The 17592-nt window shown below is 39.3% G+C and carries 13 protein-coding genes and 1 tRNA gene; 8 read left to right on the forward strand and 6 right to left on the reverse strand.

What is annotated here, in order from left to right; genetic code table 11:
• The first annotated feature begins 51 nt into the window (after nucleotides 1–51).
• Complete coding sequence (locus B4B65_RS17670; protein WP_201678744.1) at nucleotides 52–384, forward strand: hypothetical protein; 333 nt, start codon at nucleotides 52–54, stop codon at nucleotides 382–384.
• Between the two features lie 33 nt (nucleotides 385–417).
• On the opposite strand, the gene B4B65_RS17675 is transcribed toward B4B65_RS17670, so the two are convergent.
• Together B4B65_RS17675 and B4B65_RS17680 are read right to left on the reverse strand one after the other, a co-directional pair.
• Entirely contained in the window at nucleotides 418–3495 is a 3078-nt protein-coding gene (locus B4B65_RS17675) for a DPP IV N-terminal domain-containing protein (protein WP_293917433.1), read from the reverse strand.
• A gap of 112 nt (nucleotides 3496–3607) precedes the next feature.
• On the reverse strand, nucleotides 3608–5965 hold the full coding sequence (locus B4B65_RS17680; protein ID WP_293917435.1) for a transglycosylase domain-containing protein: 2358 nt from the start codon (nucleotides 5963–5965) through the stop codon (nucleotides 3608–3610).
• Nucleotides 5966–6196: 231 nt separating this feature from the next.
• On the opposite strand from B4B65_RS17680, the gene rpoN reads away from it, so the two are divergent.
• Nucleotides 6197–7660, forward strand: coding sequence for an RNA polymerase factor sigma-54 (gene rpoN, locus B4B65_RS17685; protein ID WP_115169077.1), 1464 nt, complete (start codon nucleotides 6197–6199; stop codon nucleotides 7658–7660).
• A gap of 82 nt (nucleotides 7661–7742) precedes the next feature.
• On the forward strand, nucleotides 7743–9062 hold the full coding sequence (locus tag B4B65_RS17690; RefSeq protein ID WP_293917439.1) for a hemolysin family protein: 1320 nt from the start codon (nucleotides 7743–7745) through the stop codon (nucleotides 9060–9062).
• A gap of 155 nt (nucleotides 9063–9217) precedes the next feature.
• Here the strand turns inward: B4B65_RS17690 and trxA are convergent, their stop codons facing one another.
• The 3 genes from trxA to B4B65_RS17705 all read right to left on the reverse strand — a co-directional run bounded on the left by trxA (nucleotide 9218) and on the right by B4B65_RS17705 (nucleotide 11162).
• A complete protein-coding gene (gene trxA / locus B4B65_RS17695) occupies nucleotides 9218–9514 on the reverse strand; it encodes a thioredoxin (protein WP_293917441.1) in 297 nt (98 codons plus the stop codon).
• A gap of 11 nt (nucleotides 9515–9525) precedes the next feature.
• Entirely contained in the window at nucleotides 9526–10221 is a 696-nt protein-coding gene (locus tag B4B65_RS17700; protein WP_293917443.1) for a rhodanese-like domain-containing protein, read from the reverse strand.
• Between the two features lie 83 nt (nucleotides 10222–10304).
• Nucleotides 10305–11162, reverse strand: a complete 858-nt coding sequence (locus B4B65_RS17705) for a glycoside hydrolase family 25 protein (RefSeq protein ID WP_293917445.1) — start codon at nucleotides 11160–11162, stop codon at nucleotides 10305–10307.
• Nucleotides 11163–11226: 64 nt separating this feature from the next.
• Between B4B65_RS17705 and B4B65_RS17710 the strand changes: the two genes are divergently transcribed.
• Complete coding sequence (locus tag B4B65_RS17710) at nucleotides 11227–12111, forward strand: bestrophin family protein (protein WP_201678737.1); 885 nt, start codon at nucleotides 11227–11229, stop codon at nucleotides 12109–12111.
• A 96-nt stretch (nucleotides 12112–12207) separates the two neighbouring features.
• A tRNA-Ser gene (locus B4B65_RS17715) sits at nucleotides 12208–12292 on the forward strand.
• A 102-nt stretch (nucleotides 12293–12394) separates the two neighbouring features.
• Here the strand turns inward: B4B65_RS17715 and B4B65_RS17720 are convergent.
• Nucleotides 12395–13204, reverse strand: a complete 810-nt coding sequence (locus B4B65_RS17720) for an alpha/beta fold hydrolase (protein ID WP_293917448.1) — start codon at nucleotides 13202–13204, stop codon at nucleotides 12395–12397.
• Between the two features lie 332 nt (nucleotides 13205–13536).
• Between B4B65_RS17720 and B4B65_RS17725 the strand changes: the two genes are divergently transcribed.
• The 3 genes from B4B65_RS17725 to B4B65_RS17735 all read left to right on the forward strand — a co-directional run bounded on the left by B4B65_RS17725 (nucleotide 13537) and on the right by B4B65_RS17735 (nucleotide 17585).
• Nucleotides 13537–14682: a TlpA disulfide reductase family protein gene (locus B4B65_RS17725; protein WP_293917450.1), complete on the forward strand. Its 1146-nt coding sequence runs from the start codon at nucleotides 13537–13539 to the stop codon at nucleotides 14680–14682.
• A 254-nt stretch (nucleotides 14683–14936) separates the two neighbouring features.
• Nucleotides 14937–15965: a bestrophin family protein gene (locus B4B65_RS17730; protein WP_293917452.1), complete on the forward strand. Its 1029-nt coding sequence runs from the start codon at nucleotides 14937–14939 to the stop codon at nucleotides 15963–15965.
• 66 nt (nucleotides 15966–16031) lie between these two features.
• On the forward strand, nucleotides 16032–17585 hold the full coding sequence (locus B4B65_RS17735; RefSeq protein ID WP_313271043.1) for a Na+/H+ antiporter: 1554 nt from the start codon (nucleotides 16032–16034) through the stop codon (nucleotides 17583–17585).
• Nucleotides 17586–17592 lie beyond the last annotated feature (7 nt).

The raw sequence follows: 17592 nt of genomic DNA on the forward strand, positions 1-17592 counted from the left end.
AGCAAATAGATTTAGAAAAACCAAATTTATTAGCCAAAACAAGGAGAAAACATGAAAAAATACTGCATTTACATCGCCTCAGACAGCAATCGTCATCATCTTGAAGTCAATCTGACACAAGATGTACAGTCGACATATCAGGAAATGAGAACTGTTCACGCTTCTTTATTCAATCAGGTTATCAAATTAAGCAGTATTGTTTATCTTGAATATGTCGACACTTTCGAGCAGGCCGAGAAACGCAGAAAAGAACTTACCTCTCTTCCCCGCATTGTGAAAGAAAGAATGGTCAGAAAACAAAATCCAAACTGGAAAAATCTTTGTTCCCTGCATATGCCCTTAACTATCCTACATAACAAAAAAGCCGTTGCTTATCTCTCATAGATAATGCAACGGCTCCCTTTTGATTAAAACACACTACCAACCCGGAGTGAAATTCACTCCGAACGTCCCGGATTTAGAATTTGTCTTGACGAAAGGAAAAGCATAGTATGGTTCCAGAATCATAGCTCCGAACAAATTGATTCGTAGTGAAACCCCGGCACTCATAACCGGAATCTTATAATTAGGATCATATCCCATCTCCGGAAGATTTGTATCCGGATTCACAATCACATTTCCCTTACCATCCTTTAAAGGCACAATAGGTCTGTCATCCGAAGACCACACCACCTTGTTCCCTTTTGACCAGGCCAGTCCTGCATCAAAAAACAGATTTAAGTCCGAGAACAAGAATCCGGATTTCACAGCAGCCAGTTTTTCCGGCCCTGTAAACGGCAGCCTTACTTCAAAATTAAATACCGCAGTACGGGATCCCATAAGATCTGATATTCTTACTTTGCCATTTCTGTCAAAATCACCACTTTCATATCCGCGGATCAGATACGGATATCCGATATAAAAAGGATAAAGTGCATTTTCATTACTGCCAAAACGCGAATAAGAATACAGTCTCGCGGCTATAGTGACAGGCTTGTAGCGGTTATATTTTCTCAGGTCAATATTGACTGCAGAAAAAGTGTAATCACCAAAATACTGCTCTACTCCCAGACGATAGCGATACCCTTGTAAAGGAGCTGCAATACCGAATACAGAATTATCTCCTACCAAAGCAGTATTGACCTGTTGTACTACAAAAGGTTTCAGATTGCCAAATCCTAATTGTGAAGCCTCTTCATTACTTAGCTTACGGCGATCACCATATCCGGAATAGTAGCTCTGACGCCATTTGTCCACACGGTAATTATATCTTACAACAGCTGCTCCGAGCTCCACTCTGTGATGCCTGTTAAACGGATAGGCAACAAAAACATCAGCCTGTTGTTGAAAAGTACGTACTAAATAGGTGTTGTATGACAATTCATCTCCATATCCAAAATCTTCAAATTCATTTGTATTGTATCCCGAAATATATGGAATATGTGACAACGAGGCTCCCCAATTGAAGCGTCCCTTCTGATTAATATAAGCGATCTGCCCTCCGAAGTCCTGAATTTCACCATTCACATTTAAGGCTGCAAAAATCTGATTATAACCAAGAATATCCGAGAACATCCCCTGAATACCACTGGATATTCCGGCTCCGTAGCGGCTTCCAACGGAAACCCCAACTCCACTGTTGGCGAGATAATCGAGTTTAAACTTAGGTTTATAAGCAATCGTATTGATCTGATCATCTCCGATACGTTCAAAAGCATTGAAATTACGCAGATTGGTATTGACCACATTCACACCGCGACTTACCGGAGGAGGAAGCATAGCTGCATCAAAATTAACAGCCCCTGCATCTACAACAGTCCCTGTAAAATCTGAACTCTTTGCATAATATACACTGTAAGCATTATTTTTAAAATACGAATAGACGATCTCATCTGTAGCCGAGATACTCATCGCAGGAGAATACTCGGTGATCCCACTGATACCTGTAAAATAGTCTGTCAGCTTCTCCACCTGAGCAGATGCGACGGTGTAACGGTACATATTACGATATCCATCCCCGTTGGACAGAAAATAGATTTGCTCTCCGTTAGAGGAAAAGTGTGGATTAAGATTATTTGCTCCCGGAAAAATATCCAGGTTTTGAATATTTTTTGTCCGGATGTCTACTACAGCCAGATTCATAGGAATATCTACCGACCTGCTATCTGAAGCCAGCGCTACCCGATCGGTACTGAATACAATAAATTTTCCGTCTCTGGAGAAACTGGGTTGAAAGTCAGAATATACATCATTTGTCAGCTGATCTAGTTTTTTGGTTTTCAGATTATAAATGTAAATATCACTATGGCCGTTTTTCAGACCGGAAAAAGCAACATGATCTCCATCTGCAGCCCAGGTAATATTTGTAAACTCCGTAATATCTCCCATTGCCTCTACTGAAAGTGTTTTACCGGTCAACACATCCACTGTCATTAATTTATTTTTACCTGCACTAAATACCGAAAACGCAAACTTGCGGCTGTCAGGAGAGAAAGTACCTGCAGATTCCAAAAAACTAAACTCGTCTATATCTTTATTGGTGAGCCGGCTGCCAAGCTTCCGTATGACTTTGCCCGTGTGGGCATCTGCAAGGAAGAGGTCGATGCTGAACATATCTTTTTCAGATAGAAATGCTACATATTTGCCGTCCGGTGAAATTGCAGGTGAAACATTCATCCGACCGGAGTTGCCGGTATGGAGTATCGCTGTTCCGACTGGTCTTGAAACTGTATCTTTACCGGAGTTCTTATACATATTCTCCATACTGTTTTTCCACAGATTCGACATGGTCTGTGCATCATAGCCAAATACCCGCTTCATAGCAACCTCATAACCATATTTAGCCGTTTCGATAAATAACGGCATAATCACAGTATCCCCGTAGGTAGATCCGACATAAGACCAGAATGCCTGACCGTATCGGTAAGGAAAGTATTTGTAAGACTGTTCTGTCATCTGCTTAAGCGACGGAATATCTTTATTCAGATAAGCATCACGCATCCACATGGAGGTAAAGGCGTCCTTTTTCCCTATAGAAAAATATTCGGCCATCCCTTCTACCATCCATAGAGGCAGATTCATAATATTCTCCAGACGGGTAGAATCGCTACCATCAATAAGTACCCTATATTGAAAGGCATGCACCAGCTCATGCCCCAGTACGTGACGTGTTTGCTGATTGATCTGCATGACCGGCATCACCACTCTCTGCTTGAATGCTTCTGTTACACCGCCGGTACCGACGCTGATCTCTCCCTGAATAGCTGTAGTTTGTTGAAATTCGGGATGATTACTGTATACAATAACAGGATTCTTCCGTAAGAAAGTATCCTGGAATACCTGCTGATGTAATTCGTACCAAACTTCGCTTTCTTTAGCCAGCCACCTGACCATACTGTCATTTTTCAGATAGTAATAGAGATCAAAATGCGGAGTTTCATAAACCTTAAAATTCAGCTTTTTGTAGCGCATCTTGTTCTGACCAAAATATTGAGCCTGACTTATGTTGGGCAACATAAAACAAAATGCAATTAAAGCGAACAGTAGCCTAGCACTGTTCGACAAATGACTACATAACGTACTTTTCATGAAGTTAAATTAATAAAAAAACAGATACCCTGACTACGTATTAATTTAGGGTCGAGTCCGTATCCAAAGCAGGTGGCTGAGGCGCAGTTACCGGCTGTTCACCGTTTTGCTCCCCTCCTTCACCTTCTAAGATTTCCCCTTCCGGAAGATCTACCGCTGTACTATCAGCACTTTCTGTCCGCTCAGGTAATCTTGGACTTTCACATTTATATTTTTTGGTTATCTCGACTGTAGGATCAGGGAATTTACCAAATGTATATCCGAGCTCCGGACGTTTGTATAATTCTTCCAGAAACATACCGAAAATTGGTAATGCAGTCTTAGAACCTTCTCCGGTGTGAGAGTTTTTGAAATGGATGCTTTGCTCATCACAACCGACCCATACACCTGTCACCAGATCTTTTGTCACGCCCATATACCAACCATCTACATAATCCGAAGATGTACCAGTCTTTCCACCAATCTGATTTTCTTTTTTAAAGAGATCCCAGTCCCAAAGAGCCTGAGAAGTTCCTCCCGGTTCCTCCATACCTCCGCGGAGCATATAGGTCATCAACCAGGCATTTTCTTTCGTCAGGGCTTCTTTTTCTTTCTTTTTGAATTCAGCAATTACATTTCCGTCAAAATCAACAATCTTGGATACCAGGATCGGATCCAGTCGCTTCCCTTCATTCATAAATGTAGCATATGCTCTTACCATTTCAAACACGGATACATCATTGGATCCCAGACTGACTGAAGGCACAGATTTCAGATGACTGTCTATACCACATCTATGCGCGGCTTCTACAACTTTATCCCAGCCTACTTCTTCCGTAATCTGAGCAGTAATAGAATTGACTGAACGTGCCATAGCCCAACGTAGAGACATTTCTCTGTAGCTAAAATTCCAGTCTGCATTTTTTGGCTCCCAATACTCTTCTACTCCATCCTTAAGGCCGGCGTAAATCCGTACAGGCTTGTCGGTATACTTATCACAAGGTGATTTTCCAGACTCCAGTGCAGCCAGATAAGCAAAAGGCTTAAAGGTAGAACCTGCCTGCCGTTTGGATTGATTGACATGGTCAAATTTATAATACTTGTGGTTGATACCTCCTACCCAAACTTTGATTTCTCCTGTTTTTGGCTCCATAGACATCATTCCGGCATTTAGCATTACGACATAATGTCTGATAGAATCCATCGTGGACAGCTCTTTCTTCTGATTACCATTCCACGTAAAAATCTCCATCTCTTTTGGTTTATTGAGATAGTAATTCACGCTATCCATGTTATTCGGATATTTTTTAACCAGCGCAGCGTAATAAGGGGTTTTCTTAGCGAGATTCTCAATAAAATTCGGGATTACATTTCCTTCTTTATCTCTCCAGGGATCTTCACTTCCCCAGGCATTCTTCAACCGCTGCTGCAAAAATTTCATCTGTTTACCCACCATTTCTTCTGCAATCTTTTGCATGCGGGAGTCAATAGTGGTATAGATTTTCAATCCGTCTTTATAGATATCAATATCATTTTCCTTGCTCCAGTCTTCCAGCCAGCGTTGCACTGCGGCTCTCAGATAAGAATCATTGGCATCCTGACGATCGACATTGTTTGTATTGAGATTCAGATCCTGCACAGAATAGGTATCTACCTGTTGTTTGGTCAGATAGCCTGCTTTTTGCATTTGAGCAAGTACTACATTTCGTCGCTGAAGCGCATTCTTAGGATTTCGCAATGGGTTATATAAAGTCGTTCCTTTCAGCATTCCGATCAGCATAGCTGATTCGTTAACGCTTAACTGACTTGGCATTTTATTAAAATATCGCAGAGAGGCCGACTTAATCCCGTAAGCATTATTACTAAAGGAGACGGTATTAAGATACATCGTAATAATTTCTTCCTTACCATATTTGCTCTCCAGTTTATAAGCCGTCATCCATTCTTTAAATTTATTAACGATCAGCCCTACTCCGGGTACCTTACCTAAAATACCGGCTGAGGTATTGTAACGGGTACGGTAGAGATTTTTGGCCAGCTGCTGAGTAATGGTACTGGCTCCTCGCTTGTCGCCAGTAAGTGTAGACACTATACCGGAAGCAAGTCCAAGAAAATCTATCCCATTATGCTTATAAAAACGGATATCTTCTGTAGCCACCAGGGCATTCAGAACATTGGGTGAAATACTATCATGAGGCACCGGGTCACGGTCTTCTTCAAAATATCGTCCGATAAGAACAGAATCGGCAGTATAAAGCTCTGTAGAAATATTAAGGGATGGCATGACAATATCCTTTTTTGTCGGGGAATAGCCAAATAGCCAAAGAAAGTTAATCTGTACGGCACAAACAATCAGTACAATAGAATAGGCAGCGATAATAAAGTAACGCAAAAATTTATTTTTGATACCTCTAAACATGATGTAAATATGAAGAATAGTTTTGGTAAAACTGTAGTCAGACGCAATTAATTAGTAATAGTGCTTAAAAAATTAACGAATTTTAACATTTATACCAGGTAGCTTTTGAATCAAGAAGATTGGAGTTTTTTTCTCCTCAAAAAGTATACCTAAAGATGATATTTAGCAGAATAATGTTAACATTTAAATATTTATTCTCTACTTTTACAGTCAATTTAGTGACCAGAAAACATGTTGAAGCAAACTTTACAACAGAAACTTTTACAAAAACTTTCGCCACAGCAGATTCAGTTTATTAAGCTGTTGCAGGTACCTACTGTTTCATTAGATGCCCGTATCAAAGAAGAACTTGAAGAAAACCCGGCATTAGAAGACGGGAGTTTGATCAACATGAACGAACCTGTACAGGAATATCCGGATAAAGATCCTGATGAACAGTACGAAGGTGAAGATAATTCGTTCGATGAAGAGTTCAGTGTGGACGAATATATTCAGGATGATGATTTCAATGATTATGGTAATTCTTACGGAGGAGACGACGAAGAAGATCGCAAAGAAATGCCTATTGCTATTCAAAGTTCATTCTTTGAAAGTCTTCAGAACCAACTGGACTTATTGGCTTTAGATGATAAGAATTTTCTGATTGGTCAGCAGATTATTGGCAGTCTTGATGACGACGGATATCTTCGCAGACCTATTCTATCGCTTATCGATGATCTTGCCTTTTCGCAGAATGTGATTGCTGAAGAAGAGGAAGTACTCGAAATGCTGAAAATCGTACAGGATTTTGAACCTGCCGGCATTGGAGCGAGAGATCTTCAGGAGTGCCTTCTTATACAATTAAAAAAGAAAAACAACGATAATGAAGCTGTTAAAAAAGCTATTCTTGTTGTTCAGAATTACCTGGAAGAGTTCACAAAGAAACACTATGATAAGCTTGAAAAAGCATTGGGTCTTAACTCAGAAGAGCTTAAAAATATCATTCAGGAGATCCTTAAATTAAATCCTAAACCGGGAGATTCAGGAGCTGCAGCCGGAAAACAGCTTCACATTATCCCCGACTTTCATATCAGCAATAATGATGGTGTTCTTCACCTGACCTTAAACGGCCGGAATGCACCGGAATTACGGGTTTCCAGATCTTATCAGGAGATGTTTGAACATTACGAGAAAGTCGAAAAAACGGATAAGAAGATGAAGGAAGCAGTACAGTTTGTGAAACAAAAACTGGATTCGGCAAAGTGGTTTATCGATGCTATTAAACAGCGTCAGCAGACATTGTTAAAAACAATGAATGCGATTATGGAATATCAGTACGAATATTTCCTGACGGGCGATGATCGCATGCTTAAACCTATGATCCTTAAAGATATAGCAGATCGTATAGAAATGGATATTTCAACTGTTTCGCGTGTCGCTAATTCCAAATATGTACAGACAGAATTCGGCACTTTTTTACTTAAATCGTTTTTCTCTGAAGCTATACAAACCGATTCAGGTGAAGAGGTTTCCAATAAAGAAGTCAAGAAAATTCTGGAAGAATGTATATCAAATGAAGATAAACGAAAACCTTTAGCAGATGAAAAACTGACTGATATTCTAAAAGAAAAAGGTTATTCTATCGCCCGCCGTACAGTAGCCAAATACAGGGAAGCATTAAATATACCTGTCGCAAGATTAAGAAAGGAGTTGTAATCAACTCCTTTTTTCTTTTTATCACTTCGTTCTTCCTCAAATCTGATATTTTCAGTAAATTGGGGTAATTTTCAAATCTTCTATGCTAACAGAAATTATAGTAATACTTATCCTGATCCTTCTAAACGGTATTTTATCTGCCTCCGAAATAGCTATTGTATCGAGCAGAAAAGCTCGCCTACAAGCAGAGAGTGACAAGAAAAACCCGGCTGCAAAAATCGCACTAGACCTCAAAGAACACCCCAATCAATTTCTATCTACTGTACAGATCGGTATTACTCTTATCGGTATTCTGACAGGTTTTTTCAGTGGAGGAACGATTTCTACATTTATAGACACCAAGCTTCAACTGATCCCGTTTTTTGCACCTTATAGCCAGCAACTGTCTGTCATAGTCGTCGTTATCATTATCACTTATCTTTCATTGGTCATTGGTGAATTGGTTCCTAAACGGATCGGAATGGCCATACCGGAGCGCTATGCGACGCTGATCGCTTTCCCTATGCACTTTCTGAGTAAGATCATGAAGCCTTTCGTTTGGTTTTTAAGTATTTCTACAGATTTCCTGGTCAGATTACTGAACATTAAAGTCAGCAAAAATGCCGTTACTGAGGAAGAAATAAAAGCACTGGTAGATGAGGGTGTCGATAGTGGTATTATCGACAATATAGAACATGATATCGTAGACCGCCTTCTTGCCATCGGTGATAAAAAAGCAATCAACCTGATGGTTCACCGAAGTAAGATCGATTATCTGGATCTTCAGGATTCTTTTGAAGAGAACAAGAAAGTAATTACTGCTACTCAACATACCGTATATCCTGTCTGTGATGGTAATTTTGACCAGATAAAAGGTGTAGTACATGTCAAAACATTACTTCAGCAGTATCTTAATAATGAAGAAACTGACCTATCCGCTCTTATCACTCCTATTCCATATATCAATGAAAATAGCGGTGCACTCTCTGTGCTTGAATCATTTAGAAATTCAAAAGCTGCTCAGGCCATCGTGATTGACGAATATGGTATTCCTCAGGGAATTATCACTTTAAAAGACATCTTAACGGGTCTTATAGGAGATTTTGAGGATTTGAATAATATTGAAAACAGCAAAATCCGCAAACGTGAAGATGGTTCATTTCTTATTGACGGACGCTATCAGCTGGACGATTTCATGGAAAGTCTGGAAGTAGGACTATCTGAAAAAGATGAAGAAGAAATCCGCAATATTACTACTGTTGCAGGTCTGGTATTCTTTTTACTAGATCGTGTACCCGAAGAAGGTGATAAGGTCGTTTATAAAAATCTTGAATTTGAAGTACTGGATATGGACGGTAACCGGATTGACAAACTTCTTGTCACCAGACTTCCTTTGTCTTCCGATCAGGATTATGAAGATTAAAAATATCTGAAAGACCCGGACCGATCTTTAATATTAAAGTCATTTATACTTTAGACAAAAAGGATCAGATTTGAAAATTATATTCAATCAAATCTGATCCTTTTTTAATGCTTCGCTTCACGGATATTTTCGAAAAATCCTGTCAATCTGTACTGCTAACGATATTGATCAATGACTTGCACAAGATTGTTTTTCATGAGTAGTCCGGATTGTCTCCACACCTGCTCTCCATCTTTAAAAAGTATAAGTGTGGGAACTCCCTGCACTTTATAATTCGAGGCAAGTGACTGATTTTTATCCACATCAATTTTGATTATGGAAAGATCTTCCCCATAATGTTTTTTGACGTCTTCCAAAATAGGAGCCAATTGCTGACAAGGACCGCACCAGGTCGCTGAAAAATCGATCAGCGCCAGCTTGTGCTTTTGTAATATTTCATTAAATGTTGCCATATACCTAAATCTTATTTCTGTTCTGTATCCTTCACCGCAGAAACAGCTCTGTAACCGCCTTCTACATTGAGAACATTATGTATACCCTTAGCGTACAATAATGATGCCGCCAGACTACTTCTGTAGCCGGACTGACATTGTAGCAGATAGATTTTTTGCGGATCTGTATCCACCTGAAAATCCGATGTATTTAAAGGAATATGAAGTGACGTTTCTACATGGCCTTTCGCGTATTCAGGAGCTGTCCGTACATCTATATATACATACTCCGTTTTCCGCATATGCTCCAGCGCCTGAGCAGCAGTCACACTGCCAATCCGTTCAACCGGTTTATGCGCTTCTGTCCATGATTCTAATCCTCCTTTAAGATAGCCTATGACATTCGTATATCCAAGGGCATGTAGTTTATCTACAATCAGTTTCTCCTGCCCTACCTCTGCAATAAGAAGAAGCTTTGTATCCTTATTGGCTACAACTTTAGTCATCCAGCTATCGAATGGCCCTTCCCAACCAATATTAATACTTTTAGAAACAAAGCCCTTCAGAAAATCATCCGCCTTCCGGGTATCGATGATCAGATGTTGATCCGCTGCTCTCGCAAATTGCTCAACAGATAATGCCATACTGTCCTGCTGAGCAGCATCTGCTATACTGCTATAACTGAATATGGACATCAGAAACATGAATAGGAGTGTTATTTTTTTCATTGGTAAGTGAAGTTTAAAAACCAAGATGGTTTGATTGTTTGAAAATTTTAAAACCAGATAGCATAGTTTTAGTTATGGAGGTATCAGTTGCGGTACGGTATAGTCAGTGCTTCCAGGTTTTCGATATCGCCATTATAGATATTTAAATCTACATTACCTTTTATGCCCCGAACGGATCCCTTTTCAGAAAATTGCCAAAAATCCCAGTGATCCTTCAGATCATCTATCCAGAAGTTATAATTTGCAATCCAGATGACATGATCTGAAAATTCCTTCTCCAGAAAGTCTGTAAAAAACTTATCCCCGGAATACAGAATAGGCTTGATTCCGTAATGAGCTTCTACAAATCCAAGCCAGCGCTTCAATCCTGTACGCAGACTGTCCATAGACTGATTGACAGGCATCTCCTCAATATCCAGCACCGGCGGCAGATCCCCTGCTTTCAGGTGAACTGTCTTCACAAAATTCCGGGCTTGTTTTAATGAATTTTCATTTGGTCTGAAATAATGATAAGCCCCTCTGATCTTGGCTCTGGAATTTGCTCTTTTCCAGTTTGTTTTAAATTTAGAATCCACCCCGGATTCTCCCATAGTCGCCCGGATAAAAATAAAATCTACTGGAAATTTGTCATTGATTGTATTGACTTGTACCCAATCTATATCACCCTGATATTGACTGATATCTATCCCAAATATCTTATCATCATGCTTACTCATGAGTTCGACATTACGAATGTCGTATTTCGCATCTTTCCATCCATTCTGCTCCTTACCAGAAACAACTTCCCTGATATAATAACGGATTCCTGAACGATAATGCCAACTTACAGCAAGCAACACAATGATAACAGGAATGACGATACTCCATATAAGATATACTTTTCTGTCATCCTTTACCACCTTTTTGGATGGTGCTACCCTCTTCACAGCCTTTTTCGCCATGCCCTGAAATTAATGCATTACACGGATACTTTCAAATTAAATTTGAACAAATTATATTTGTCCAATGCAAGTGTATAATCCTAAAGAATGGTTCAAAGCCACCTTTTACCTCCACAAGTCGGACACCGTCCGCAAACTCCTGCCCTACCTGCTTTTAGCTGCTGTTTTTTCAGGAGGTATTGCTTATCTGGAACTTGAATATCTCAGGTTGTCGGATAAGAGCTGGATCAAAAATATTACGATTGTACACAGTTTATTGGGTTTTGCATTATCGTTGCTTCTCGTGTTCCGCACGAATACGGCTTACGATAGATGGTGGGAAGCCCGTAAACAATGGGGCACATTAACAAATATAAGCCGTACGCTGGCCTATAAAATGAACGCATTCCTGCCGGAAGATGACCATATAAACCGCTCATTCTTCAGAAAAGCGATCCCTCTCTACGCTGAACTGACACAATCTTTCCTGCGATCGGATTACACAACATATATGCTGGATGATAAGGAACATCCGGAACTGGGAAATCTGGACCTGAAAAAACATGCGCCAAATCAACTGGCTGCATTGATTTTCAAAAAAGTAACTAATCTCTATAAATCAGGCATCCTGTCCGGTGAACAATTTATTATCCTGAATGACGAACTCCAATCGCTGACGAATATCTGCGGGGCCTGTGAACGGATTAAAAATACGCCTATTCCGCAATCATATAGCTCATTTATCAAGAAGTTTATTGTATTCTATGTATTTACACTCCCTGTAGGCTATGTGTTTTCTATAGGTTACTTTGTTATTGCAGCGGTTCCTTTTGTATTCTACGTACTGGCTTCGCTGGAATTGATTGCTGAATCTATTGAAGATCCATTCGGAATTGATTCAGATGACTTGCCTCTGGAGAAACTAGCAGCCAATATTAAGAAGCATTCACATGAAATTTTACATCCTTAAGCCCCTTTAAAGGCACTTAAATAAAATATTAAGCTCATTTTCAAGGGTATAAAAAATAAGTTTTGCAGAACAAATGAATATTTCTACTTTTGTCGCGGAGAGTTGGCAGAGTGGTCGAATGCGGCAGTCTTGAAAACTGTTGACTGTCACAGGTCCGGGGGTTCGAATCCCTCACTCTCCGCAGAAACCTTCATCTTTCGATGAAGGTTTTTTTATGCAGTATCCTTCCTATTTTGATCCAAAAATATAGAAAGCAATTACAGACAGAACTGAAATCGTTCCCCTACTGTAAAAAACTATTCAAATAGCTTAATATTGTTTGTGTTTGCATCATCAGGCTTCTGTGCCCCTGCGAAGGTACAATCGCCAATTGTGATGGGGGTAATTCTCCAAAATCAGCACAGACAGCTCCGCCCAGCAGTTGATAAGTTTTTACCAATTCAATCTTATCCAGCCCATCATTGTCACCCGCAATCAGTAAGACGGGAGAAGTTATTTTCGCAATATTATCGTCGCCCAAATCGTAAGGTTCTCTTGCTGAAGCCATCATCTGTTCCAAAAATTTTGTCCATTTTGTTTTGTCCGGTGCTACTGCTTCATATGCAGTTTGCATAGGCGAATTTGTAAATAATTCGGGTTTCAAACCTTTAAATGCATTAGTCACTTCCGGCATCCAGCCACTGCTTTTATAAGTAGAAGAGATAATTACTAATTTTTTAAGTCGTTTCGGGCTTTGTATGGCAAACTGATAAGCTACCGAACCCCCAAAACTGTAACCTACGACATCCGCACTTTCAATCTTAAGGTAATCCAATATTCCTTCCACATCGCTTGCTAATGCAGCACGGGATAAAATTCTATCTGAAAACGGGGTATGACCATGTCCCTGCAATTCAAGAGCAATGACTTTTCTTGTCCTGGAAAGCTCCGGAATTAATTGACCCCAATTCGAATCAATAGTCATATAGGCGCCATGAAGCAAAATTACAGGTCTGCCCTCGCCATATATTTCATAATATACTTTAGTTCCGTTGGCAGCGGCATAATTACTGTCTGTTGGTTTAATTTGTTGTCCGTGTGATGAAGATGCCATAGTCATAATGATTGTGATTAGGTATATTACAATAAGGTTTCTTTCGTAAAGTAAATTTATCATAACCTTTTCAAGTTTAGTCTTACTATTTAGTAACAATACAAAATTGGGAAACATTTTCAAATGCTATAGTATGTAAAAACGACAACATGAGGGGTAGATTCCGACAAAAAAGTTCTTTTATTTACTTTATCTAATACTATGGATAATAAAATACGTATATTATATTGTCTAAAAATTCATGCAATCAATATAAATTATAACCTGCTTAGCAAAAAACTATACAGGCTACTAAAACTTAAATATAACTACCATTTTCAAACAATACTGATATGAAACAATTATATAAATTATTGACTATCTTCTTATTTATTGTTTGCTATATATCGGTTTACGGACAAGGAACATTTACAATTACGGGTTACGGTCAAAAAATAAGAGAAGGCGACTCCCTGTTTCTCTCGTACAAGGAAAATGGCAAATTTATACAGAAGAGTACAACTGCATCGCGTCACAAATTCACGTTTACAGGCTCTGTTAAATATCCGACAAAAGCATACATTTCCAGAAATCAAAATCCTGCTTATGCTTATTTTATCACGGAAAGCATACATTTATTTTTAGAGCCGGGGAAGATTGAAATAAATAGTCCGGATACCCTCACAGGAGCTGTAGTCAGCGGAACAACATTAAACGAAACATTACAACAATTTCAAAATCAACAAGCACAACTGAAACAAAAAAAGAGACTCATAAAGGATCCGGATCAATTTACCGAATCAGAGAAAAAAGATACTGCATTGGTCAATTACAATAAAAGAGAACTTGAAAAACTATATTACGAAGAGGCAGATAATAAACTGGATTTTGCTAAAATGAATCCGAACTCATACGTAAGCGTTGATATGCTTTATGACTTATCACGAATTAACACCTACATTTTTAAAGTAGAAGAAGCCTATAATATCCTGAGTGACAACTTAAAACAGACAGAATATGCTGCAATAATTCGAGAACGGATTAAAGCAAAAAAGAAGTTAGTACCTGGAATGAAAGCATTTGATTTTTCCATGAAAGACGTAAATGGTAATACAATCACGTTATCAGAATTCAAGGGAAAATACGTTCTTTTAGATTTTTGGGCTTCTTGGTGCGGACCTTGCAGAGATGAGCATCCTAGTCTTCTCCGCATTTATGAACACTATAAAACTCGCAATTTTACTATTCTAAGTGTATCCATTGATACAGACAAACAAAAATGGACAGAAGCAATTGCTAAAGATAAACTTCTATGGACGCAGGTATCGGATTTAAATGGAAATAATAGCGAAGTGTATCAGAAATACGGTATAACTTCCATCCCTGCAAATTTTCTGATTGCTCCTGACGGAATCGTAATCGCCAAAGATCTGAAAGGAGATTTTCTAACACAAGAACTGTCAAAGATCTTCTTTAAAGAGCCTCTTTCAAATCAATAATTCACAAAAATCTCTTTTTTCTTCGGCATTGATTATACTTATCTGTACCTCTTATCAACCAGTCAGAAATTCATATAACAATTTATAGGTTTACCCCTATTCAATATCATTTTTCGTACTTCTAACCATATGTTAGCTAAGTAGATCGATAAAATAAAATCTCTCCTTACATTCTTCCTTTATATCTTAACCGCCGGTTTACACAAATAATTCATGAAATATTTTATATTTGGATATAAATCACACTTAAATTCATGATTGTAAGAAAAACGCTTAGTCTTACCGCTATTTTCAAATTCGCAGGTCATCACCTCTGGTGGCTGGTGAGTTATATGGTTCTGATATCCATTCTTTATAAAGTAGCCGGATGGCACTGGATTTCTATTCCCTGGTTGCCTGTATCATTAGTCGGTACCGCACTGGCCTTTTATATAGGTTTCAAAAACAACCAGTCTTACGACCGGGTGTGGGAAGCGCGAAAAATATGGGGTGCAATCGTCAACAGCAGCAGAAGCTGGGGAACTATGGTAAATGCTTTTGTATGCAACAGTACAGATGCACAGTTTACACCGAATGAGATCAGTCAGCTAAAAAAACAGCTTATCTATCGGCATATTGCATGGCTGTATACTCTTCGGGAGCAATTACTCGTTCCAACCCAATGGGAACATGTAAGCCTTCGGGGACATTTTGGTAAAATAGCCCGGAAACGTCAGGAAAGTGGCGGAGTTGGTTTGTACAAGGATTATCTGAACGAAACACAGAAACAAAATTATTTTTTTGATGATCAGGAACTCCATACTGCCGCAAACAAAGCAACCCAGCTTATCAACCTGCAATCGCAGCAACTGGCAGTATTGGAAGAACAGTCGGTCTTGCATATGCGTAAACAACTGGATCTGCAGAAAGTGCTTGCTGACTTTTACGATCATCAGGGAAGAGCTGAACGAATTAAAAAATTTCCTATACCCAGACAATATGCCAATCTGAGCTTTATTTTCAACTGTATTTTTATTCTGCTCCTGCCCTTGGGGATCGTAGCAGAATTTTCAAAACTGGGAGATGCAGGAGTCTGGTTGATGATACCTTTCGGAACAATTGTAGGCTGGATCTATGTGCTGATGGAATTGATTGGGGACTATTCCGAAAATCCCTTTGAAGGTTTAGGTACGGATATCCCCATGCTTTCTATCTGCAGAACTATAGAAATTGATATGTTGCAGATGCTCGGAGAAATGGATATTCCAAAACCTATACAGCCCATCAATGATGTACTGATGTAAAAATATTTCAACTTAAAAAAGAAGCCAACGAATCCAATGCATACTTTCTTCCCTCTTATTTTGGCTATGATAGCCATCATTGTATTACTGAATATGTGGGCTGCCAGACTTAAAATTGCTTACCCCATACTTCTGGTTATTGGCGGACTACTGATCAGTTTTATACCGGGATTACCGGTAGTAAGAATTAATCCCGATCTTATTTTCTTTATATTCCTCCCCCCGCTCCTGTTTGAAGCCTCGTGGTCTATATCATTTAAAGAAATGAAAAAATGGTGGCGCATCATTGGCAGCTTTGCTTTTCTTGTTGTCTTTTTCACCGCACTGTCTGTAGCATTAGCTGCTAATTACTTTATTCCCGGCTTCACGATTGCGCTTGGATTTCTGTTAGGTGGTATCGTATCACCTCCTGATGCTGTGAGCACAGGAGCTATCACAAAATTTGTAAAGATTCCCAAATCAACATCCGCAGTATTGGAAGGAGAAAGTTTGCTGAATGATGCTTCTTCATTAATTATATTCCGCTTTGCATTAGTTACAGTCGGTACCGGACAATTTATATGGCAGCAAGCAACGCTTAGTTTTCTATGGATGGTAGTTGGCGGTGCAGGTATAGGACTCTTACTGGGCTGGCTATTTGTAAAGGCGCACAAACTCCTTCCAACTGACGCCGCATCGGACATCACTCTTACCCTCATAGAGCCCTATATAATGTATTGGATAGCTGAGCAGGTACACAGTTCGGGAGTGATGGCTGTCGTATGTGGCGGATTGTTTATGTCTGCCAGAAGGCTGATATTCCTCAACAGCACCAGTCGTATCAGAGGTTACAGCGTATGGGAAAGCTTTGTGTTTATCCTCAATGGTATTGTGTTCTTTATTATAGGTCTTGAACTTCCTGAGATCGTAGAAGGTTTACGCTCCAAAGGAATCCCTTTAAGTACAGCTATCGGATATGGAGTATTGGTAACACTTGTACTTGTTGCCGCACGCATCATTAGTGCTTATGCAGCTATGATGGCAACTTATATATTTCGCCGCAATGTCGTTCCCCGTGCATCTTCCAGAAAAAGACAGTTACTGATGCCGTTATTATTAGGATGGACAGGAATGCGTGGTGTAGTATCCCTGGCAGCAGCATTGTCCATACCTGTTGCTTTTGACAACGGTGAAGCATTCCCCTATCGTAATCTGATCCTATTTATTACGTTCGTAGTTATATTGCTTACTCTCGTAGTTCAAGGACTTACTCTTCCGTACTTTATAGAAAGAACCGGGGCATTCGGAGGATTTATAAATGAGGAAAAAGAAATTTCAACCAGGCAAAAAATGAAGCAGGATCTTAAACAACATACCTATCAGTTTCTAAAGCACAAATATGATAATGAATTGAAAGGGCATGCAGGTATGGATCTCATTATGAAACATTGGGAAGAAAAGACGAAAGCCGCTGACGACAGCTGGATGAATGAAAGGACAAAAGCCATTTTCTACGAACTGCTCGAAAGTCAGCGTCAGTTTCTTACGGAATTAAATAAAGATCCGGCAGTAAATGAAGAGATCATCCGTCAGCAACTGTATCAGATCGATCTGGAAGAAGAACGATTAAGAGTTATTTAAAACATAA

It is taken from the genome of Sphingobacterium sp. UBA5789, assembly GCF_002418355.1.
Classification (GTDB): domain Bacteria; phylum Bacteroidota; class Bacteroidia; order Sphingobacteriales; family Sphingobacteriaceae; genus Sphingobacterium.